Genomic DNA, 18,911 nt, shown 5'->3' with positions numbered 1-18,911 from the left:
GCCCCGCCGGCGCTTGAGGCGCCCACCCCGGCGGGGACCGCCTGGACCGCACACCGCCGAGCACCCCGCAGGGGGGTAGCGTCGGAGCATGCTTGACATGCTGGAGATTCCGGACGGGCTGGTCGAGGCGCAGGTCGGGTTCAACGGGGACGCCGGGCGGGAGTTCATCGCCGCGTTGCCCGTGCGGGCGGCGGAGTTCCTGGAGCGGTGGGGGCTGCGGCGCACCGGGCCGGCGATGCACGGGGTGACGGCCCTGGTGCTGCCGGTGGAGCGGGCCGACGGCAGCGGGGCCGTGCTGAAGCTGGTGTCGCTGGACGAGGAGTGCGTGGGGGAGCCGGTCGCGCTGCGCGCCTGGGACGGGGACGGCTGCGTACGGCTGCTGGACCACGACGCGGACACCGGCACGCTGCTGCTGGAGCGGCTGGATGCCGGGCGCGACCTGGCGGACCTCGCGCGGCGGGACGCGCGGCAGGCGGTGCGGGTGGTCGGGGAGTTGCTGGCGCGGCTGACGGCGGTGCCCGCTCCGGCCGGGCTGCGCGGGCTCGGGGACATGACCGCGGGGATGCTGGCGGAGGTGCCGCAGGCGCTGGCGCGGCTGGTCGACGAGCGGGACCGGCGGCTGCTGCGGGACTGCGCGGCCGCGGTCGCGGAGGTGGCGGGCGAGCCCGGGGACCGGCTGCTGCACTGGGACCTGCACTACGGCAACGTGCTCGCGGGCGGCCGGGAGCCCTGGCTGGCGATCGACCCGAAGCCGCTGGCCGGCGACCCCGGCTTCGACCTGATGCCGGCGATCGTCAACAACTTCCGTGCGGAGGACGTGCGGTGGCGGTTCGACCTGCTGACGGAGGCGGTCGGGCTGGACCGGGAGCGGGCGCGGGCCTGGACGCTGGGCCGGGTGCTGCAGAACTGCCTGTGGGACGTGGAGGACGGCGAAGAGAGGCTGGACGACGAGCAGTTGGCGGTCGCGCGGCTGCTGCTGGGGCGGTGATCCGTCCTAGGCTGCGGGCATGATCCGTAGCGCCGAAGTCGCCGATGTCCCCGTCATCCACGCGATGATCCGTGAACTCGCGGAGTACGAGAAGGTGCCGCACGAGGCGCGGGCCACCCCAGAGCAGTTGCGGGAGGCCCTGTTCGGGGAGCGTCCCGCGGTGTTCGCGCACATCGCGGAGACGGACGAGGGGGAGGCGGTCGGCTTCTCGGTGTGGTTCCTCTCCTTCTCCACGTGGCGCGGTGTGCACGGCATCTACCTGGAGGACCTGTACGTACGGCCGGGCGTGCGCGGTGGCGGTCACGGCAAGGCGCTGCTGGCGGAGCTGGCGCGTACGTGCGTCGAGCGCGGCTACGAGCGGCTGGAGTGGTCGGTGCTGAAGTGGAACGCGCCGACCATCGCCTTCTACGAGGCCCTGGGCGCGCGGCCGCAGGAGGAGTGGTCGGTGTACCGGCTGACGGACGGGGCGCTGGCCGCGCTCGGCGGGGCGGGCGGGACCGGCGGCGCAGGGGCGTGAGCGGTACGGGCGCGCCGCGTCCGCTCCCTTGCCCGTAGTCCGGTCGGCTGCTCCGGATGCACCGGGCCCCGTCCCGGAGGGGTCAGGGTTCCAGGACGACCTTGCCGGTGGTGGCGCGGGTTTCCAGGTCGCGGTGGGCTTCGGCGGCGCGGGCGAGGGGGTAGCGGGTCAGGGCCGGGCGGAGGCGGCCGGCGGCGGCTTCGGCGAGGGCGCGGGTCTCCAGGAGGCGCAGCGGGTCTTCGCCCCCGGCCCGCTGGAGCATGACGGGGCCCAGGACGCCCTGGGTGGTGACGGCGCGGGCGTCGAGGTCGGCGCGTTCGGCGTCGGTGAGCCGGAGGGGGCCGCCGGACCAGCCGAAGACCAGGTGCCGGGCGCCGGGGGCGAGGAGGCCGAGGGCGGTGCGGGCGGTGTCGCCGCCGACGGAGTCGAAGAGGACGGTGGCGCCGCCGGGGTGGTGGGCGCGTACGGCGTCGGGCCAGGTGGGGTCGGTGTAGTCGAGGGCGAGGTGGGCGCCGTTCGCCGCGGCCCGGGCGGTCTTGGCGGGGCCGCCGGCGAGGGCGACGACGGTGGCGCCGGCGTTGACGGCGGACTGGACGAGGAGGGTGCCGATGCCGCCGGCGGCTGCGGGGATCAGGGCGACCGAGTCCGGGCCGAGGTCGGCGAACTGCAGGATCCCGAGGGTGGTGCGGCCGGTGCCGATCATGGCGACGGCTTCGGCGGGGTCGAGGCCGGGCGGTACGGGGTGCAGGCGGTCGGCGTCGGCGACGGCGTACTGGGCGTAGCCGCCGGGGGCGAAGCCGAGGTGGACGACGACGGTGCGGCCGAGCCAGTCGGGGTCGGTGCCGGGGCCGAGGGCGTCGACGGTGCCGGCGACCTCGCGGCCGGGGATGGTGGGGAGCTCGGGGAGCGGGGCGGGCGGGCCCTGGATGCCTTGGCGGAGGCTGGTGTCGAGGAGGTGGACACCGGCGGCGGCGACGGCGATGCGGACCTGGCCGGGGGCGGGGACCGGGGTGTCGGTGTGCTCGTGGGAGAGGTTCTCGGCGGGGCCGAAGGCGTGGAGGCGGATGGCTCGCATGGTGGTCATGGAGCCAGGTTGCGACCTCGATCGCGGTTGAGGTCAAGGGCCGCTGAGGTCGGCTGTTGTCGGCCGTTGTCGGTGGGCTGGTTCACGATGGGGGGATGGCACGCAAAGGGCAGCAGGAGCGGCAGACGGTGAAGGCGGCGCGGCGGCCGGAGCTGCGGCTGCCGGAGCTGACGGTGTGGGAGGGGGGCGGGCTGGAGCCGGACGGGGACTACGACGGGCTGGAGTTCGCGGATCTCGACCTGGCGGGGCAGGAGGGGATCGGGTCCCGGTTCATGGACTGCGCGGTGCGGCGCTGTGTGCTGGACGAGGCGGGGCTGGCGAAGGCGCGGGTCCTGGATTCGGTGCTGGAGGGGGTCCGGGGGGTGGGGACGGACCTGTCGGGGGCGTCGCTGCGGGACGTGGAGGTGGTGGACGCGCGGCTGGGCGGGGTGCAGCTGCACGGGGCGGTGCTGGAGCGGGTGGTGGTCCGCGGGGGCAAGATCGACTATCTGAATCTGCGGAAGGCGCACCTCAAGGACGTGGTCTTCGAGGGGTGTGTGCTGGTGGAGCCGGACTTCGCGGGGGCGGTGCTGGAGCGGGTGGAGTTCCGGGACTGCGCGCTGCGGGGGGTGGATTTCAGCGGGGTGCGGATGACGGACGTGGACCTGCGGGAGGCGTCCGTGCTGGAGATCGTGCGGGGGGTGGAGGCGCTGGCCGGGGCGGTGATCAGCCCGGCGCAGCTGTTCGACCTGGCTCCGGCGCTGGCGGCGCGGCTGGGGGTGCGGGTGGTGCCGTAGGGGCTGCCGGGGCCGTCGGGGCGCGTACCCGGTCCCGGACGCCGGTCACCCCAGGGCGGCGGGCCGGTGCGGGTCGAGCGCCGGGGCGGGGCCCAGGTCGAAGGCGCAGATCTCCATGCCCGCGAACGAGCTGCGGTCCTGGTCGAGCTGGAGCCACACGCGCGGTGCTTCCTCGTCGTCGACATGGATCCAGGCGCCGGAGGCGCGGGGCGCGGGAGCGGTGATGAGGTAGGTGCAGGCGTGGCCGCATGTGCACCATCCGTGGAAGCGCAACCGTGCCAGAGCCCGCGCCAGGGCGGGCTCGCCCTCTTCGGTCAGTGCCGCGTCGAGGAACGAGACCAGCGCGGGGTAGACGTCCGCCAGCAGTGGTGGCTCGGTCGTGGGCACCCGGACAGCGTAGGCCGTCCCTTGCGGATCGTGCCGGCCGAGTCCGCGGCGGCGGCTGCGGCGAATGGCCGAGCATCCGGCTGCCCGGACAGGCCGTACACCGGAGGTGGTGCCTACGGTCGCTGACAGACACATCGGTGCACGAGGCCCGTGGAGGTACCCATGTCCCGTCTGCGTCGCCGGCTGGCGGGAGCGTGCGCGAGTACGGTCGCCGTCGGCCTGCTCGTCGTGGGGAGTTCCGTCGGCACGCGGCCGCCGCGGGAAGGGGCCGGGGGCGGTGCGGGGACCGAGGCGGCCAGGACCGCCGGGGCCGCCGAGGCCGCCGGGACCGCCGTGGGCGCCTACCTCCACTACGGCTCGCCCGGCGTCGAGCGGATGCGGGAGCTCTCGGCCTGGCTCGGCGGTGCCGAGCTGCGCGCCGGGCACACCTATCTGCCGGGTGACACCTGGGCGAACATCGAAGGGGCCCCGGATTCCCTGCGCAGCTGGGCGCGGTGGCGTCAGGAGAAGGCCGACCGGCTGTTCGTCCTGAACGTGCCCATGCAGGAGCGGAACGAGGCCGGAGTCCCCGACGCCCGGGTCGCGGAGCTGATCCGGTCCGGCGCCCGGGGTGCGAACGACCACCACTTCCGGCAGCTGGCCCGGCGTCTGGTCGACCTCGGGGTGCCGGACACGGTGATCGTGCTCGGCTGGGAGATGAACGGCTTCAACTACACCCACCGGTGCCGTCCCGACCCCGCGAACTGGAAGACGTACTGGCGGCGCATCGTGGCCGCGATGCGGTCGGTGGAGGGGCAGCGGTTCCGTTTCGACTACGCCCCCAACCGCGGGGGCGACGCGATCGCCTGGACCAGCTGCTATCCGGGCGACGACGTGGTCGACGTCGTCGGGATGGATTCCTACGACCAGGAGCCCGGCCGCACCTTCGACGAGCAGGTCACCCAGCCCTACGGGCTCCGCCGGCAGGTCGATTTCGCGAAGGCGCACGGCAAGCGGATCTCGTACCCCGAATGGGGGCTGTTCCGGCACGGCGACAATCCCGAGTACGTACGGGGCATGCTGGCCTGGTTCGCCGAGCACGAGCCGCTGTACCACAGCATCACCGACTACTGCCCGCACGGCGTGTGGCAGTGCGGGCAGAACCCCCGCTCCTCCCAGGTGTTCCGGGAGATCCTGTCCTCCGGGTGACGCGGCCGGCCGGCGCCGGCGCCGCGGGCTACGCCGGGACGCGGGGGAAGCGGGCCTGGAGGGTCCAGATGGCCGGGTTGTCGGCGAGTCCGTCGTGCATGTCGATCAGGTCCGCGACGAGGTCGTGCAGGAAGTCGCGGGCCTCGCGGCGCAGCAGGCGGTGGCTGAAGGTCAGCGGGGCTTCCTCGGCCGGCATCCAGTCGGCTTCGATGTCGACCCAGCCGAAGCGGCGCTCGAAGAGCATCCGGTCCGTGGACTCGGTGAAGTCGAGTTCGGCGTACTGCCGGCGGGCGGAGCGGTTGCCGCGGGGGTCCTCGTCGAGCTGTTCGACGATGTCGCACAGTGCCCAGGCGAAGTCCAGTACGGGCACCCATCCCCAGGCTGTGGATACTTCCCGGTCCGCGTGGGTGTCGGCGAGGTAGACGTCCCCGCAGAACAGGTCGTGTCGCAGGGAGCGGACGTCCGCGTGGCGGTAGTCGGTCTGCGGGGGGTCCGGGAAGCGCCGGGAGAGGGAGTAGCCGATGTCGAGCACCAGCTGATGGTGTCACGGGTGCCGGGGGCGTTCACCTCCGGTGTCAGGGCAGGAGGCGCTGTTCCTTGGCCACGGAGACCGCGCCGGCGCGGGTGTCGACGCCGAGCTTGTCGTAGATGCGGCCCAGGTGGGTCTTGACGGTGGCCTCGCTGATGAACAGGGCGCGGGCGATGTCGCGGTTGCCCAGGCCCCGGGCCAGCTGGCCGAGGATGTCGAGTTCGCGGTCGGTCAGGGTGGGGCGGGTGCCGCGCATGTGGGCCATGACGCGGCTGGCCACGGGTGCGGACAGGGTGGTGCGGCCCTGGGCCGCGGAGTGGATGGCGGCGAAGAGTTCCTCGGGGCGTTCGGCCTTGAGGAGGTAGCCGGTGGCGCCGGCGCCGATCGCGCGGGTGATGTCCGCGTCGGTGTCGTAGGTGGTGAGCACCAGGACGTGCGGGGGCGTGGGGAGGGCCGTGATGCGGCGGGTGGCCTCGACGCCGTCGATGCCCTCGCCCAGCTGGAGGTCCATCAGGACCACGTCGGGGTGGAGTTTCGCGGCCAGGGCGACGGCCTCCTCGCCGCTGCCCGCCTCGCCGAGGACCTCGATGTCGGGCTCGCTGCCGAGCAGGGCCAGGAGCCCGGCGCGGACCACCACGTGGTCGTCGCAGAGGAGGATCGTGGTCATGGGGCCGGCTCCAGGGGGATGGCCGCGGAGAGGACGGTGCCCTCGCCCGGCGTGGATTCGATCGTCAGGGTGCCGCCGAGCTGGCGGACGCGGGCCCGCATGGCCGGGAGGCCGTGCCCGCGTCCGGCGGTGCCGGAGTCGGTGCCGGAGCGGGCGCGGGTGCCGGTGCGGGGTTCGGTGAAGCCGTGGCCGTCGTCGGCGATGTCCAGGACGACCTGGTCGCCCAGGAAGCTGAGGGTGAGTGCGGCCGTACGGGCGCCGGAGTGCTCGCGGACGTTGGCCAGCGCGCCCTGGGCTATGCGCAGCAGGGCCGACTGGACGCGGTCCGGGAGCGGCGCCGGGGCGCCTTCGAGGTGGAAGCGGACCTCGATGCCGGGGCCGGCGTCGAGGGAGCGCAGGGCTTCGGCGAGTCCGGCGCCGTCGGCGAGCTCGGGCGGGGCCAGGTCGTGCACGAGCCGGCGGGCCTCGGCGAGGCCGTGTGCGGCGATGCCGGTGGCCGTACGGACGTGCGCGCGGGCGGTGGCCGGGTCGGTGTCCCAGGTGCGGTCCGCGGCCTGGAGCAGCATCTGCTGGCTGGACAGGTTCTGCGCGAGGGTGTCGTGGATCTCCATCGACAGCCGCTGGCGTTCGGCGAGGGTGCCTTCGCGGCGTTCGGTGGCGGCCAGCTCGCGGCGGGTGCGGATCAGGTCGTCGATGAGGGTGCGCTGCGCCTGGGCCTGGCGTTCCATGTGGACGAAGACGGCGGTGGCGAGGGCGGCGACGGCGGGCGGGGCCAGGAGGAGGTTGGGGTCGAAGGACTTGGACAGCTGGAGCTGGGCGATCACGACGAAGGTGGTGAGGAGGGCCACGAGGACGACGGCGGCGCGTGGCGGCAGGGTGCGCAGGGCGGTGAAGAAGAGGGGGACGGCGCACCAGGCGAAGCTCGGCGCGAGGACGACCAGGACCATCCAGGTGGTGACGACCAGGCCGAGCCACAGCAGTCGTCGGGCGGTGGGGGCGGCGCCGAGGGCGGGGCCGAGCACGTAGAGCAGGGCCAGGGTGACGCTGAGGGCGATGATCCACGGGGTGCGGGGTTCGCCGGGGTGGCGCAGCAGGAAGCGGACCACGGAGGCGCCGAGGAGCAGGAAGAACGCGGTGTGGGCGACGGTGGTCAGCGTACGGATGTCGTCGCGCTGCGGTGCGGGGTGTCTCACCGGTTGCTCCTGGTTTGCGAGGTCGCGTCCATTGTTGCCTGCGGCGCCGTTGCCGGGGCTCCGCCCCGGACCCCGCGCCTCAAACGCCGGCGGGGCTGGAAGAGCGGGGCTGGGGTTCGGCCGGGTGGGGTGAACAGCCAATACCGCGTCGGAGGCGGTGCGCATCGACCGATCGGACGACCCTCGGGTCAGCCGGTGCGGTGGGTGGGGCGAGCCGGTACGGGGACGGGGCGCGGGGGGTTCCGGGCCGAGGCTTGGAGCAGTGAAGGAGCCGGTCGGACCGGCCCGATGCCACCGTTCTCAGGAGCAGAGATGAACACCCGCACCCGCGTTCTCACCGGTACCGCCCTCGCCGTCGCCCTGGGCGCCGGAGCCTTCGGTGCCGTGAGCGCCAGCGCGACCACCCCCACCGCGGAGACCGCCCAGGTGTCCCTGTCCGGGAAGAAGGACGGCCCGGGCGACAAGAACTTCACCACGACGACGCACCTCACCGTCGACGCCGCCACCCGCGCCGCGCAGGCCGCGCTGAAGGCCGCCGAGTCCGAGAACCAGAAGGTGACGGTCGCGGTCGTCGACCGCAACGGCAACACCATCGTCACCCTGCGTGGTGACGGCGCGGGTCCGCAGTCCTACGAGTCGGCCGAGCGCAAGGCCTTCACCGCCGTGTCCTGGAACGCCCCGACCTCGGTGCTCGCGGGCCGGCTGGCCCAGACCCCGAACCTGAAGGACATCCCGGGCACCCTCTTCCTCGGCGGTGGCGCCCCGGTCCAGGCGAACGGCGCGCCCGTCGCCGGTGTCGGCGTGGCCGGTGCCCCGAGCGGTGACCTGGACGAGAAGTTCGCCAAGGCGGGCGTGGACGCGCTCGCAAAGTAATCCCCGGAGCGCGCCCGCCTAGGATCGGGTGTGTGGAACCCCGTGCTCTCTCCCGCCTCGCCGCCCCTGCCGTCGCCGCCCTGCTCGCCCTCACCACGGGGTGTACGGGCGACACGGTGCAGGGGCGGCCCGGTGCGTCGGGGCTGCGTGATCCGTACTTCCCCCGGGCCGGGAACGGCGGCTACCAGGTCGACCACTACGCGCTGGACCTGGACTACGACCCCGCCGACGGGAAACTGCACGGCACGGCCGTGATCACCGCCCGCGCCGGGCAGGCGCTCAGCTCCTTCAACCTGGACTTCAGCGGCATGGACGTCGAGGGCGTGACCGTCCAGGGCGAGGGGGCCCGGTACAACCGGACCGGAAACGAGCTGACCGTGCGCCCCGCCGAGGACCTGGAGAAGGGCGAGGTCTTCCGTACGGAGGTCGACTACAGCGGGAAGCCGAAGCCCCTCGCGGATCCGGACGGCTCCGCGGAGGGATGGATCACCACCGAGGACGGCGCGGTCGCCGTCGGCGAGCCGGTCGGTTCGATGACGTGGTTCCCCGGCAACCACCACCCGAGCGACAAGGCCGCGTACGACATCACCGTCACCGTTCCGCGCGGCTACGAGGCGGTGTCGAACGGCGAGTTGCGCTCCCGCACCGAGGAGGCGGACGGGCGGACGGCCTTCGCGTGGCACAGTCCGGAGCCGATGGCGAGCTATCTGGCGACCGTCGCGATCGGGCCGTACAAGGTGTCCACCGGGCGGACGCCCTCGGGGATCGGCCTCTACAGTGCCGTGGCGCCCGGGGAGGAGGCCGCGAACAGCGGTCCGCTCGCGCGGCTGCCGGAGATGGTCGACTGGAGCACCGGCCGGTTCGGTCCGTACCCCTTCGCCACGGCGGGTGCGATCGTGGCGCCCGCCGGGACCCTCGGCTATGCCCTGGAGACCCAGGGGCGGCCCGTCTACCCCGGCGCGCCCACGAGCGAGGAGCTCGTCGTGCACGAGCTCGCGCACCAGTGGTTCGGCGACTCGGTGTCGCCGAAGTCCTGGAAGGACATGTGGCTCAACGAGGGTTTCGCGACCTACGCCGAGTGGCTGTGGGCCGAGGACCACGGCGGGCCCACGGCGCAGGAGCACTTCGAGGCCTTCCGGACCGGTGACACGGACGTCGACGTGGACGCCGGCAACGACTGGGACGCGTTCCCGCCGGCCGCCCCGCCCGGGCCCCAGGACATCTCCGGGGATCCGGTGTACTACCGCGGCGCGATGGTCCTGCACCGGATCCGGCAGGAGGTCGGCGACGAGAAGTTCTTCGCCCTGGTGCGCGGCTGGGCTGCCGACCACCGGCACGGGAACGCGAGCACGGCCGACTTCACCGCCTACGCCGAGGAGAAGACGGGGCGCGACCTGAAGAAGGTCTGGGACGTGTGGCTGTACGGGAAGGGCCGGCCCGAGTAACGCCCCGGTCCGCTACGGGGCTTCGAGGGGCTTGCGGAGCACGGTGCAGGCGCGGCCCCGCTCGCGGTCCCGGGCCTTGCGCAGCGGGACGTACCCCTGGGACTGCCAGAAGGCGAGGGCCCCGGGGTTGTCGTCCAGTACCGCGATGCGTACGCCCGTGCGTCCGGCGGCCCGGAAGCGGTCCTCGACGAGGGCGGCCACGGTGCGGCCGTATCCCTCGCGGTGTGCGGTGGCGTCGATGAGCAGCAGGCCGATCCACGGGTCCGGGTCGTCGGCGGCGGGCGCCTGCGCGAGGGTGGCGGCGAGTCCGACGAGGCGGCCGGCGGACCGGGCGAGGAGCACCTCGGCGCTGTCGTGGGCGAGTTCACCGGCGAGCGCGGCGGCGACCTGTTCGACCGTGATGCGGTCCGGGTCGGGGAAGTCCCCGCTGAGTTCGAAGAACGCGTGGTTCGTCGAGTAGAGGGTGGCGATCTCGGTGAGCACCGGGCCGGGGAGCGCGCCGTCGAGCGGGACGAGCGGTTGCAGGATCACCTGTCGAACGGTAGCGAAGCCCCCTCCCCGGACGGCCGGGAGGGGGCTTCGCCTGCGCTGGTGTCCGGCGGTGCCGGGCCTCGCGGTCCTGGCGGTCTTAGACGTTGACGCCGAAGTCCTGCGCGATGCCGGTGAGGCCGGAGGCGTAACCCTGGCCGACCGCGCGGAACTTCCACTCGGCGCCGTTGCGGTAGAGCTCGCCGAAGACCATGGCGGTCTCGGTCGCCGCGTCCTCGGAGAGGTCGTAGCGGGCGATCTCGGCGCCGCCGGCCTGGTTCACGACGCGGATGTACGCGTTGCGGACCTGGCCGAAGTTCTGGCTGCGGGCCTCGGCGTCGTAGATGGAGACCGGGAAGACGATCTTGTCCACGTCGGCCGGGAGGCCGGCGAGGTTGACGTTGATGGCCTCGTCGTCGCCCGCGCCCTCGCCGGTGCGGTTGTCACCGGTGTGGACGATGGTCTGGTCCGGGGTGGACTTGTTGTTGAAGAAGACGAAGTGGCCGTCGGAGACGACCTTGCCCGTCGGGTTGACCGCGATGGCCGAGGCGTCGAGGTCGAAGTCGACGCCGGTCGTCGTACGGACGTCCCAGCCGAGGCCGACCGTGACGGCAGCGAGGCCCGGGGCCTCCTTCGAGAGCGAGACGTTGCCGCCCTTGGACAGGCTGACAGCCATGGGAATGTCCCTTTCCTCATCCAACATGCACGTACAGGCGGTCAAACTACCGCTGCCCCCTATAACGCGACGAGAGGCCGGTCGGGTTCCCGTCGTGAATTGTCAGTGACGGCGGATCTCCGGGAGGCGGACGGGCGGGGCCGTAAATACGGGTGACGGTGGCCGGGCCGGGGGCGGATCATAGGGGCATGCCTGGTCCTTATGTCATCCGCGGTTCGGTCGTGCTCCCCGAGGGAGAGCTCGCCTGGCGGTTCTCGCGGTCCTCGGGGCCGGGCGGACAGCACGTGAACACCTCGGACTCGCGCGCGGAGCTGCTGTTCGACCTGGCGGCGACCAAGGCGCTGCCCGAGGTGTGGAAGGAGCGGGCGCTGGAGCGGCTCGCGCCGAAGCTGGTGGACGGGGTGGTGACGGTACGGGCCTCCGAGCACCGCTCGCAGCTGCGCAACCGGGAGATGGCGCTGGTCCGGCTGGCCTCGCTGCTGGCGGAGGCGACGGCGCCGCCGCCGAAGCAGCGCCGGGCGACGAAGATCCCGCGCGGGATCAACGAGCGGCGGCTGCGGGAGAAGAAGGCGCGGGCCGAGACCAAGCGCGGCCGCACGGGCCGGGACTGGTAGGAGGACTCTCCCGCCCCTCCCGCCCCTCCGGACACGCTCTAGGACTCCAGGTGCCGGTAGCGCCCGCGGAAGTACGTCAGCGGCTGCCCGTCCGGGGAGGGCAGGGCGGCCGTCAGGACGCGGCCGACGACCAGGGTGTGGTCGCCCGCCTCGACGCGGTTCTCCGTGCGGCATTCCAGGGTGGCCAGGGCGCCGCTCAGCAGGGGTGCGCCGGAGGCCCCGCCGCGTACGTACGGCAGGTCGGCGAAGAGCAGCCGGTCGCTGATGCGGCCCTTCATCGAGAAGCGGCCCGCCACCTGGAGCTGGTGGTCGGCGAGGACCGACACCGCCCACAGGGGCTGTTCCGCCAGCAGGTCGTCCATCCGGGAGCCCTCGCGCAGGCTCACCAGCACCAGCGGCGGATCCAGGGACACGGACATGAAGGCGGTCGCCGTCATGCCGACGTCCTCGCCGCGCGGGCCGTCCGCCGAAAGCGGCGGCTCGTGCGCGGTGATCAGGCACACGCCCGCCGCCAGCCGGGACATCGCGGCCCGGAACTCGTCATTGCTCACTCCCTCAGCATGGGGGGTGCCGTGGGGCGGGGCGGGTACGGGGGTCGTCTTCAGCACGCTGAAACGCTAGTCTCGCCCTTTCGCGCCGCACATCGGGCCCAGGTCCGAGTCGCGTCCCCGCCCCTTGGCCTAGGCCCGGGCGTATCGTTTGCTCTCGGGAATGGGAGGGAGCGCTCCCAGCCGTGCACGAGCCCACTGCGTACCGATATTCACCTGATGTGACTTGAGTCACAGAGGGCAAGATTTGTTGACCCTGTGTACCTGCCGCACAGCTCACTGTGATTCAGTGGACGGGACACCGCAACGAAACGCCGATGACAAACCTGGAGTTGCTGTCGAGGTCTCGGGGAGAGCGAGCAATGGAGACCGAGTCGGAGCCGTACGTCCGTCTTGCGACCCTGCGGCAGCTGCACCGGGTGGTGGCCGAGCTCAATACGGCCCGGAGCCTGGCGGACACTCTGCAGACCGTCGTGGACGGCATCGTCGTGGGGCTCGGCTACGAACTCGCCTGCGTCAACCTCGTTCGCCCGGACGGTGATCTCGTCGTCGCGGCCTTCGCCGGCGACCCCGCCGCAGAGGCCCTCATCACCGGCCGTGTCGGCTCCCGCGCCTCCTGGGAGCGCCGCCTGACGATGGGTGAGAACTGGGACGGGCTGAGGTTCATCCCGCACACCGAGGGCTGGGTCCTCCTGGAGGACGACGTCCCGCAGTGGCACACCGACGGCCCCGATCCGCGCTTCGAGGACGAGTGGCACCCCGAGGACCGGCTCTATGCACCCATGTACGCGTCCGGCGGGGAACTTCTGGGTGTCATTTCGGTGGACAGACCGCGCAACGGCCGCCGGCCCGGCGCCTGGGGCCGCGAAGCGCTCCAGATGTACGCCTTCCAGGCGGCGATTGCGATCAGCAATGCCAGGCTCCGGGCCAACATGCAGCGCGCCCTCGTCCGGCTGGAGCGCGAACAGCAGGCGCTGCGGGCCAGTGAAGAGTCGTTCCGCCAGGCCTTCGAGTACGCGCCCAGCGGCATGGCCATCGCCGAGATGGGCGGCGACCAGCACGGCCGGCTGCTGCGGACCAACGACGCGCTGTGCCGGCTGCTCGGCCGGCCCGCCTCCGTGCTGCGCCGCTACTCCTTCTCCGACCTGGTCCACCCCGAGGACATCGGCACCCTGCTGCGCACCTCCGCCGAGGGCGGCCGCGCCGAGCTGCGCCTGGGCCGGCGCGACGGCACGTACGTATGGGTCTCGCTGCGCAACTCGGTGGTCGCCGACGCCGCCGACGGACCCCGGTTCCTGCTCACGCACGTGGAGGACATCGAGGAGCGCAAGCGGCACGAGCTGCAGCTAGCCCACCGTGCCAGCCACGACTCGCTGACCGGCCTGCCCAACAGCGCCGAGCTGCGGGCCCGGCTCGGCGCCCGGCTGTGCCGCAGGCCGCAGTCCGTACGGGCCACCGCGATCGAGGCGCTGGACGCGGCCTTCGAGGGGCGCGACGGATACGACGGGCACGCGGCACACGGGGGGCACGCCGCGCACGCGGGGCACGACGGGCACCCGGTGGGGGCGGAGGCGGGTGGTGCGGGTGAGCACGGCTTTCACGCAGACGGGTCCGACCCGTACTCCGGGTCCGACCCCTTCGAGTTCCCCGGGGCGCCGCCCGCCCCGTCGGACGGTCCCTACGACCACCACGTGCACACGGTGGCGCCCGCAGCCGACATCGACGACGGGACGAAGGGGCTGGCCGTCCTCTTCTGTGACCTGGACGGCTTCAAGTCGATCAACGACCGCTTCGGGCACCACACGGGCGACGCGGTCCTGATCGAGGTGGCCCGGCGGCTGACGACCGGCGTCAGGGACGGTGACACCGTCGCCCGGCTGGGTGGTGATGAATTCGTCGTCCTCGCCGACGGCCTGGGCGCCGCCGACGCCGCCGACCTCGCCGTCCGGCTGCGCAACGCGATCATCCCGCCGATCCGGGTGGACGGCCGTGCGGTGCGGGTGGGGGCCAGTTTCGGTATCGGCTGGGCCAGCTGCGGGATGTCCGCCGACGAGGTGCTGCGCTCCGCCGACCAGCGGATGTACATCGAGAAGAGGTCCCGCTCGAAGGCCCATCGCCGGGCGGGATGAGGCGGTCTGCCGCTCGTGGGTGCACGTGTTCGGGGTAGGCTCCCGGGGGTCGAAAGGAGTGACCTGCGATGACGACGCCCGCGAACAACGGCCCGCACGGTGGGGCGAACAAGCCCGAGGACGACGATCCGTTCGGCTACCTCTACGAGGACGGCCAGGCCGCCGGGGCCACCCCGCCCGGGCAGGGCGGATACGGCTACCCCGGCTCGGCGGGCGGCGGTCACCCCGGTCCTCAGCCCGGCGTCCCCCGTACCTCGCACCACCAGGTGCGTACCGTCGGCGACCGCAGGAGCGGCGGCCAGCGCGGTCCCGTCCCGCACCAGCCGGGCCCCGCGCAGGGCTACCAGGCCCAGTACCAGGCCCCGGAAGCGCTCCAGGCGGGCGGCTACGGGGTTCCGGCGCAGCAGACGCAGACGATCGGGCAGCCGGGCGGTCATGGCGGTGGTCACGGAGGCGGTCGCGGCGGTGCGGGCGGGTCCAGCCGGCGCGGTCTGCTGATCGCGGCCGTCGCGGTGGTCGCCGTGGTCGTGGTGGGCATCGTCGCGGCCCTGCAGTTCGGCGACGAGGACAAGGGCAAGGAGGAGCCGACCGCGAACGCGGGCCAGCAGTCGGCGGCCCCCCAGAACCCGGCCAGCCCGGCCCCGAGCAGCCCGAAGCCCGCCGAGACTCCGCTGCCGAAGGGCGAGGCGGCCGGTGCGGGCATGTCCATCACGGGCGGTGCGGGGCTGGAGACCGCGGTGCCGGGGGCGAAGAGCTCGGGCGGCCAGTACGTCGGCCGGTTCAACCAGGTCGGCGCGGCCGTGACCTGGACCCTGGACGTTCCGAAGGCCGGCAAGTACAAGTTCTACGTGCGGTTCGGCATCCCGGGTGAGGACGCCAACGGCACGCTGACCGTCAACGGCAAGGCCAACGAGTCGCCGATCAGCATGCGCAACTTCGCGAAGTCGCCCAAGGGCGACTGGGAGAAGGGCTGGCAGACGACCTGGGGTCAGGTGAACCTGGAGAAGGGCACCAACACGATCAAGCTGTCGTGCGAGACCGGCAACAGCTGCAACGTCAACATCGACCAGCTGTGGCTGGAGAACTTCTGATCCCCAGGGGTTCCGCCCGGTCCGTCGCTCCACCGGCGCCCTGAACGAGTCCGGCTCCCCCGCATGCGCTGGGGAGCCGGACTCGTGCGTTCACCGGACTTCTAGCCGCAGTCGACCCAGCCGCTGCCACCGTCGTGCTCCTTCTCCAGGTGGCTGGAGTTCTCGGTGAGCCAGACGCCCGTGACCATGCCCCAGACCTGGACGCACCGGCCCGGCGCCTTGAGGTAGACGGGGCCCGCGAACTGGGTGTAGGAGCGCTGCCCGTCGGCGACGCTGTTGCCGGCGGAGTCCTTCAGCGAGACGCCCATGCCGTCGGTGACCTTGAACCGGGGGTCGCGTCGCACGATCGCGCAGTTCGTGCCGTTGGAGCTGTTGTAGTACAGGAAGACGACGCCGGCTCCGGAGACGCCCTGGTTGTCACCGAGCGGATAGGCGTCCTGCTGGGGGCCGCACGGTGACGGACCCTCATTTCGTGCGCATTCAACTTCCGCTCGCGACGCTTGCGGAGACCGCGCCCCGCAACTCCTCGTAGACGCCGGGGTCGAACTGCCCCGCCACCGGGGCGAGGACCGTGGCCGCCGAGAGGGCGACCGCGCGGGTGAGGCGTTCCGGCCAGCCCAGGCCCTCCGCCAGCGCGGACAGCAGCCCGGCGACCGCCGAGTCGCCGGCTCCGGTCGGGTTGCCGGAGAGCCGGCGCGGCGGGGCCGCCTGCCAGCAGCCGTCGGCGGTGGCGGCCAGCAGGCCGTCCGGGCCGAGCGAGGTGACCACCGCGTGGGCGCCCCGGCGGCGGGCGTCCCGGGTGGCGGGGAGCGGGTCCCGGGATCCGGTGAGCTCGGCCAGTTCGGCGGCGTTCGGCTTGATGATCTCCGGGCGGGCGGCGACCCCGCGGCGCAGGGCCTCGCCGCTGGTGTCCAGCAGGACGGGCACCCCGGCCGCGCGGGCCGACCGTACGAGCAGCGCGTACGCGCCCACCGGCACGCCGGGCGGGAGGCTGCCGCACAGGGCGACGGCGCGGGCGCCGCGCACGAGGTCCTCGTAGCGCGCCAGGAACCGCGACCACTCGGCCGCCGTGATCAGCGGGCCCGGTTCGTTGAACTGGGTGGTGTCGCCGGAGGCCGCGGCGGCCACGGCGACCGTGCGGCGGGTGTTGCCCGCGCAGGGCACCAGGGCGTCGACGATCCCCGGGGACCGCGCGAGCAGCCCCCGCACGACCGAGCCGACGGGCCCGCCGGCGAAGCCCGTCGCGGTCACCTCGTGGCCGAGGGCGGCCAGGACGTGCGCGACGTTGATCCCCTTGCCGCCGGCACGTTCGGTGACGGCGGAGACCCGGTGCGAGGCGTGCGGGAGGAGCCTCGGCACTTGGTACGTGACGTCGAGCGCGGTGTTGAGCGTCACGGTAAGGATCATGGGCACTCCCGGGTCTGATGCTGCCGGGATCATGCCAAACACAGGGCGGTCGGCCCAGTCCCGGGGCCGACCGATTTCCTGTCCGCGGCCGCCTGGCCGTCAGATCGCCGGTCAGGCGGCCGGGCTGACGATCCATTCGCCGCGCCGCATGACTCCCTTGACGTCGAAGGCGGCGTCCAGCACGACGAGGTCCGCGTACTTGCCGGGCTCCAGCGAGCCGATCTCGTCGTAGAGGCCGATCAGCTTGGCCGGGTTGGCCGAGATCGCCTGGACCACGGACTCCACCGGCAGCTTGTCGAGGGTCACCGAGCGCTTGAAGGCGGTGTCCAGGGTCAGGGTGGAGCCGGCGATGGAGCCGCCCTCCACGAGCCGTGCCACTCCGTGCCTGACCTCGACCTCCAGCGGGCCGAGGTGGTAGGTCCCGTCACCGAAGCCGGCCGCGTCCATCGCGTCGGTGATGAGCGCGACGCGGTGCGCGCCCGCGTGGTGGAAGGCCAGTTCCAGGGCCGCCGGGTGCAGGTGGGTCCCGTCGTTGATGAGCTCGACGGTGATCCGTTCGTCCTCCAGCAGCGCGGCGATCGGGCCCGGTTCGCGGTGGGCGAGGGGCGGCATCGCGTTGAAGAGGTGGGTGGCGACGGTCGCGCCCGCGTCGATGGCGGCGCGCGTCTGCTCGTACGTGGCGTCCGTGTGGCCGATCGCCGCGATGACCCCGTGTTCGGCGAGCAGCCGTACGGAGTCCAGGCCGCCGGGCAGTTCGGTGGCGAGGGTGAACATGCGGGCGGCGCCGTGCGCGGCGTCGATCAGCTTGCGGACCTCGGCCGGGTCGGGGTCGCGGAGCAGGTCCTCCTTGTGGGCGCCCTTGCGGCAGGGGTTGATGAACGGCCCCTCGAAGTGGACGCCGGCGATCTCGCCCTGCTGGGTGAGCTCGGCGAGCAGGGCGGCGCGGCGGGCCAGTTCGTCGAGGTCCCCGGTGACGGTGGAGGCGACGAGGGTGGTGGTGCCGTGCTCGCGGTGGGTGCGGACGCCCTGGAGGACGTCCTCCGCGGTGCCGGAGGTGAAGGAGGCGCCGCCGCCGCCGTGGTTGTGCATGTCGACGAAGCCGGGGACGATCCAGTGCCCGGTGAGGTCGACGGTCCGGGCTCCCTCGTGGGCGCTGCCGGCGATGCGGTCGCCGTCGACGATGACCCTGCCGTTCGCCACCGTTCCGGTGGGCAGCACCACCCTGGCGCCCGAAAGAACAGTGCTGTGCGCGCTTCCGGACATCAGGCAGGTACCTCCGTGGCGAGTAGGTCCCAGGCGAGCAGCCCTGCGCCCAGGCATCCGGCGGTGTCCCCGAGGGCCGCCGGCACGATGTGGGGGAGCCGCTGGAACGTCACGCGCTCCTCCACGGCCGTCCGTAGTGGTGTGAACAAGGTCTCCCCGGCCTCCGCCAGCCCGCCGCCGATGATCAGCGTGCGCGGGTCCAGCAGGGTGATGGCGGTGACCAGCCCGTCGGCGAGGGCGCCGACGGCGGTCAGCCAGACCTCCCGGGCGCGCTCGTCCCCGGACGCCACGGCCTTGGCGCAGTCCGCGGCGTCGGCCTCCGGGTCGCCGGAGGCGGCGGCCCAGGCGCGGCTGACGGCCGCGGCGGAGGCGAGGGTCTCCAGGCAGCCGTGCTGGCCGCAGCCGCAGGCGGGGCCGCCCGGGCGGACCACGATGTGCCCGATCTCGCCCGCGTAGCCGTGGGCGCCGGCCTCGATGCGGCCGGCGATGCCGATGGCTCCGGCGATGCCGGTGCCGAGCGGGACGAAGAGGAAGCGGTCGGCGCCCCGGCCGGCGCCGATGCGGCCCTCGGCGAGTCCGCCCGTGCGCACGTCGTGGCCGAGGGCCACCGGGATGCCGCCGAGGCGGCTGCCGAGCAGGGCGCGCATCGGTACGTCGCGCCAGCCCAGGTTCGCCGCGTAGACGGCGATCCCGTTCTCGGCGTCGACGATGCCCGGGACGGCGACGCCGGCGGCCGATGCGGGCCGTCCGAAGCGTTCCCGGCCGGTGTCGAGCAGCTCGGCGGCGAAGTCCTGGATCGTCTCGACGACGGCTTCGGGGCCCCGCTCGCGGCCGGTGGCCCGGCGCGCTTCGTGCAGCAGGGTGCCGTCGTCGGCGACGAGGGCGGCCTTCATCCCGGTGCCGCCCACATCGAGGGCGATGACGTGTTTCACGGGTTTCACAGAGACAGTCTCGCGTGCTCGGCGGGGAAAGGTCTAGTCCAATGAGGGAGATTGTTGAGCGGCCATA

At 73.2% G+C, this 18,911-nt stretch carries 20 protein-coding genes and 1 pseudogene; 9 read left to right on the top strand and 12 right to left on the bottom strand.

Going from position 1 to position 18,911, the window contains the following annotated elements:
• The first annotated feature begins 88 nt into the window (after positions 1 to 88).
• Together DEJ51_RS14845 and DEJ51_RS14840 are read left to right on the top strand one after the other, a co-directional pair.
• Positions 89 to 988 (top strand): aminoglycoside phosphotransferase family protein, encoded by a 900-nt coding sequence (locus DEJ51_RS14845; protein WP_411757317.1) that lies wholly within the window; start codon positions 89 to 91, stop codon positions 986 to 988.
• A gap of 19 nt (positions 989 to 1,007) precedes the next feature.
• Positions 1,008 to 1,505, top strand: a complete 498-nt coding sequence (locus tag DEJ51_RS14840) for a GNAT family N-acetyltransferase (protein WP_150258014.1) — start codon at positions 1,008 to 1,010, stop codon at positions 1,503 to 1,505.
• An 82-nt stretch (positions 1,506 to 1,587) separates the two neighbouring features.
• Here DEJ51_RS14840 and DEJ51_RS14835 read toward each other — a convergent pair whose 3' ends face one another.
• Positions 1,588 to 2,580, bottom strand: coding sequence for a zinc-binding dehydrogenase (locus DEJ51_RS14835; protein ID WP_150261931.1), 993 nt, complete (start codon positions 2,578 to 2,580; stop codon positions 1,588 to 1,590).
• A 104-nt stretch (positions 2,581 to 2,684) separates the two neighbouring features.
• Here DEJ51_RS14835 and DEJ51_RS14830 point away from each other — a divergent pair, with 104 nt between their 5' ends.
• The gene (locus tag DEJ51_RS14830) at positions 2,685 to 3,365 is read left to right on the top strand and encodes a pentapeptide repeat-containing protein (protein WP_150258013.1); all 681 of its coding nucleotides are present in this window, start codon (positions 2,685 to 2,687) and stop codon (positions 3,363 to 3,365) included.
• 45 nt (positions 3,366 to 3,410) lie between these two features.
• Here DEJ51_RS14830 and DEJ51_RS14825 read toward each other — a convergent pair whose 3' ends face one another.
• Complete coding sequence (locus DEJ51_RS14825) at positions 3,411 to 3,752, bottom strand: hypothetical protein (protein WP_150258012.1); 342 nt, start codon at positions 3,750 to 3,752, stop codon at positions 3,411 to 3,413.
• A gap of 162 nt (positions 3,753 to 3,914) precedes the next feature.
• Between DEJ51_RS14825 and DEJ51_RS14820 the strand changes: the two are divergent.
• Positions 3,915 to 4,931, top strand: a pseudogene (locus DEJ51_RS14820) (glycosyl hydrolase); the annotation flags it as partial.
• Between the two features lie 37 nt (positions 4,932 to 4,968).
• On the opposite strand, the gene DEJ51_RS14815 reads toward DEJ51_RS14820, so the two are convergent.
• Genes DEJ51_RS14815 through DEJ51_RS14805 form a run of 3 tightly spaced genes read right to left on the bottom strand, consistent with a single transcriptional unit; the run spans position 4,969 to position 7,494 of the window.
• Positions 4,969 to 5,472, bottom strand: a complete 504-nt coding sequence (locus tag DEJ51_RS14815; RefSeq protein WP_150258010.1) for a hypothetical protein — start codon at positions 5,470 to 5,472, stop codon at positions 4,969 to 4,971.
• A 43-nt stretch (positions 5,473 to 5,515) separates the two neighbouring features.
• Positions 5,516 to 6,136 (bottom strand): response regulator, encoded by a 621-nt coding sequence (locus DEJ51_RS14810; protein WP_150258009.1) that lies wholly within the window; start codon positions 6,134 to 6,136, stop codon positions 5,516 to 5,518.
• Positions 6,133 to 7,494, bottom strand: a complete 1,362-nt coding sequence (locus tag DEJ51_RS14805; protein ID WP_223835813.1) for a sensor histidine kinase — start codon at positions 7,492 to 7,494, stop codon at positions 6,133 to 6,135. Before DEJ51_RS14805 ends, DEJ51_RS14810 begins: the two co-directional genes overlap by 4 nt.
• Positions 7,495 to 7,641: 147 nt before the next feature.
• Between DEJ51_RS14805 and DEJ51_RS14800 the strand changes: the two genes are divergently transcribed.
• Both DEJ51_RS14800 and DEJ51_RS14795 read left to right on the top strand, forming a co-directional pair.
• Complete coding sequence (locus DEJ51_RS14800) at positions 7,642 to 8,202, top strand: GlcG/HbpS family heme-binding protein (RefSeq protein ID WP_150258007.1); 561 nt, start codon at positions 7,642 to 7,644, stop codon at positions 8,200 to 8,202.
• Positions 8,203 to 8,234: 32 nt separating this feature from the next.
• Positions 8,235 to 9,647, top strand: a complete 1,413-nt coding sequence (locus DEJ51_RS14795) for a M1 family metallopeptidase (RefSeq protein ID WP_150258006.1) — start codon at positions 8,235 to 8,237, stop codon at positions 9,645 to 9,647.
• A 12-nt stretch (positions 9,648 to 9,659) separates the two neighbouring features.
• Here the strand turns inward: DEJ51_RS14795 and DEJ51_RS14790 are convergent, their stop codons facing one another.
• Together DEJ51_RS14790 and DEJ51_RS14785 are read right to left on the bottom strand one after the other, a co-directional pair.
• Entirely contained in the window at positions 9,660 to 10,178 is a 519-nt protein-coding gene (locus DEJ51_RS14790) for a GNAT family N-acetyltransferase (RefSeq protein ID WP_150258005.1), read from the bottom strand.
• A gap of 97 nt (positions 10,179 to 10,275) precedes the next feature.
• Complete coding sequence (locus DEJ51_RS14785) at positions 10,276 to 10,851, bottom strand: TerD family protein (protein WP_030009238.1); 576 nt, start codon at positions 10,849 to 10,851, stop codon at positions 10,276 to 10,278.
• A 188-nt stretch (positions 10,852 to 11,039) separates the two neighbouring features.
• On the opposite strand from DEJ51_RS14785, the gene arfB reads away from it, so the two are divergent.
• Complete coding sequence (gene arfB / locus DEJ51_RS14780; protein ID WP_150258004.1) at positions 11,040 to 11,465, top strand: alternative ribosome rescue aminoacyl-tRNA hydrolase ArfB; 426 nt, start codon at positions 11,040 to 11,042, stop codon at positions 11,463 to 11,465.
• Positions 11,466 to 11,503: 38 nt separating this feature from the next.
• Here arfB and DEJ51_RS14775 read toward each other — a convergent pair whose 3' ends face one another.
• A complete protein-coding gene (locus DEJ51_RS14775; RefSeq protein WP_150261930.1) occupies positions 11,504 to 11,989 on the bottom strand; it encodes a flavin reductase family protein in 486 nt (161 codons plus the stop codon).
• 386 nt (positions 11,990 to 12,375) lie between these two features.
• On the opposite strand from DEJ51_RS14775, the gene cdgB reads away from it, so the two are divergent.
• On the top strand, positions 12,376 to 14,142 hold the full coding sequence (gene cdgB / locus DEJ51_RS14770) for a diguanylate cyclase CdgB (RefSeq protein WP_150258003.1): 1,767 nt from the start codon (positions 12,376 to 12,378) through the stop codon (positions 14,140 to 14,142).
• A 68-nt stretch (positions 14,143 to 14,210) separates the two neighbouring features.
• A complete protein-coding gene (locus tag DEJ51_RS14765; RefSeq protein WP_150258002.1) occupies positions 14,211 to 15,233 on the top strand; it encodes a CBM35 domain-containing protein in 1,023 nt (340 codons plus the stop codon).
• 101 nt (positions 15,234 to 15,334) lie between these two features.
• Here DEJ51_RS14765 and DEJ51_RS14760 read toward each other — a convergent pair whose 3' ends face one another.
• The 4 genes from DEJ51_RS14760 to DEJ51_RS14745 form a co-directional block, all read right to left on the bottom strand.
• Complete coding sequence (locus DEJ51_RS14760) at positions 15,335 to 15,577, bottom strand: hypothetical protein (RefSeq protein ID WP_150258001.1); 243 nt, start codon at positions 15,575 to 15,577, stop codon at positions 15,335 to 15,337.
• Positions 15,578 to 15,713: 136 nt separating this feature from the next.
• Positions 15,714 to 16,640 (bottom strand): 1-phosphofructokinase family hexose kinase, encoded by a 927-nt coding sequence (locus tag DEJ51_RS14755; RefSeq protein ID WP_150258000.1) that lies wholly within the window; start codon positions 16,638 to 16,640, stop codon positions 15,714 to 15,716.
• A 111-nt stretch (positions 16,641 to 16,751) separates the two neighbouring features.
• Positions 16,752 to 17,903, bottom strand: a complete 1,152-nt coding sequence (gene nagA, locus DEJ51_RS14750) for an N-acetylglucosamine-6-phosphate deacetylase (RefSeq protein ID WP_150257999.1) — start codon at positions 17,901 to 17,903, stop codon at positions 16,752 to 16,754.
• The gene (locus DEJ51_RS14745) at positions 17,903 to 18,835 is read right to left on the bottom strand and encodes an ROK family protein (RefSeq protein ID WP_150261929.1); all 933 of its coding nucleotides are present in this window, start codon (positions 18,833 to 18,835) and stop codon (positions 17,903 to 17,905) included. Before DEJ51_RS14745 ends, nagA begins: the two co-directional genes overlap by 1 nt.
• Positions 18,836 to 18,911 lie beyond the last annotated feature (76 nt).

Origin of the sequence: Streptomyces venezuelae, assembly GCF_008642275.1 — a bacterium.
Classification (GTDB): domain Bacteria; phylum Actinomycetota; class Actinomycetes; order Streptomycetales; family Streptomycetaceae; genus Streptomyces; species Streptomyces venezuelae_E.
The sequence above is the reverse complement of the archived record's forward strand: the minus strand, read 5'-3'. Positions and strand labels throughout refer to the sequence as shown.

Bases quoted from the DNA above. Each gene is read 5' to 3' on its own strand.
- DEJ51_RS14845 (WP_411757317.1), top strand. From the start codon at position 89: ATGCTTGACATGCTGGAGATTCCGGACGGGCTGGTCGAGGCGCAGGTC.
- DEJ51_RS14840 (WP_150258014.1), top strand. From the start codon at position 1,008: ATGATCCGTAGCGCCGAAGTCGCCGATGTCCCCGTCATCCACGCGATG.
- DEJ51_RS14835 (WP_150261931.1), bottom strand. From the start codon at position 2,580: ATGCGAGCCATCCGCCTCCACGCCTTCGGCCCCGCCGAGAACCTCTCC.
- DEJ51_RS14830 (WP_150258013.1), top strand. From the start codon at position 2,685: ATGGCACGCAAAGGGCAGCAGGAGCGGCAGACGGTGAAGGCGGCGCGG.
- DEJ51_RS14810 (WP_150258009.1), bottom strand. From the start codon at position 6,136: ATGACCACGATCCTCCTCTGCGACGACCACGTGGTGGTCCGCGCCGGG.
- DEJ51_RS14805 (WP_223835813.1), bottom strand. From the start codon at position 7,494: ATGCGCACCGCCTCCGACGCGGTATTGGCTGTTCACCCCACCCGGCCG.
- DEJ51_RS14800 (WP_150258007.1), top strand. From the start codon at position 7,642: ATGAACACCCGCACCCGCGTTCTCACCGGTACCGCCCTCGCCGTCGCC.
- DEJ51_RS14785 (WP_030009238.1), bottom strand. From the start codon at position 10,851: ATGGCTGTCAGCCTGTCCAAGGGCGGCAACGTCTCGCTCTCGAAGGAG.
- arfB (WP_150258004.1), top strand. From the start codon at position 11,040: ATGCCTGGTCCTTATGTCATCCGCGGTTCGGTCGTGCTCCCCGAGGGA.
- DEJ51_RS14775 (WP_150261930.1), bottom strand. From the start codon at position 11,989: ATGTCCCGGCTGGCGGCGGGCGTGTGCCTGATCACCGCGCACGAGCCG.
- cdgB (WP_150258003.1), top strand. From the start codon at position 12,376: ATGGAGACCGAGTCGGAGCCGTACGTCCGTCTTGCGACCCTGCGGCAG.
- DEJ51_RS14765 (WP_150258002.1), top strand. From the start codon at position 14,211: ATGACGACGCCCGCGAACAACGGCCCGCACGGTGGGGCGAACAAGCCC.
- DEJ51_RS14755 (WP_150258000.1), bottom strand. From the start codon at position 16,640: ATGATCCTTACCGTGACGCTCAACACCGCGCTCGACGTCACGTACCAA.
- nagA (WP_150257999.1), bottom strand. From the start codon at position 17,903: ATGTCCGGAAGCGCGCACAGCACTGTTCTTTCGGGCGCCAGGGTGGTG.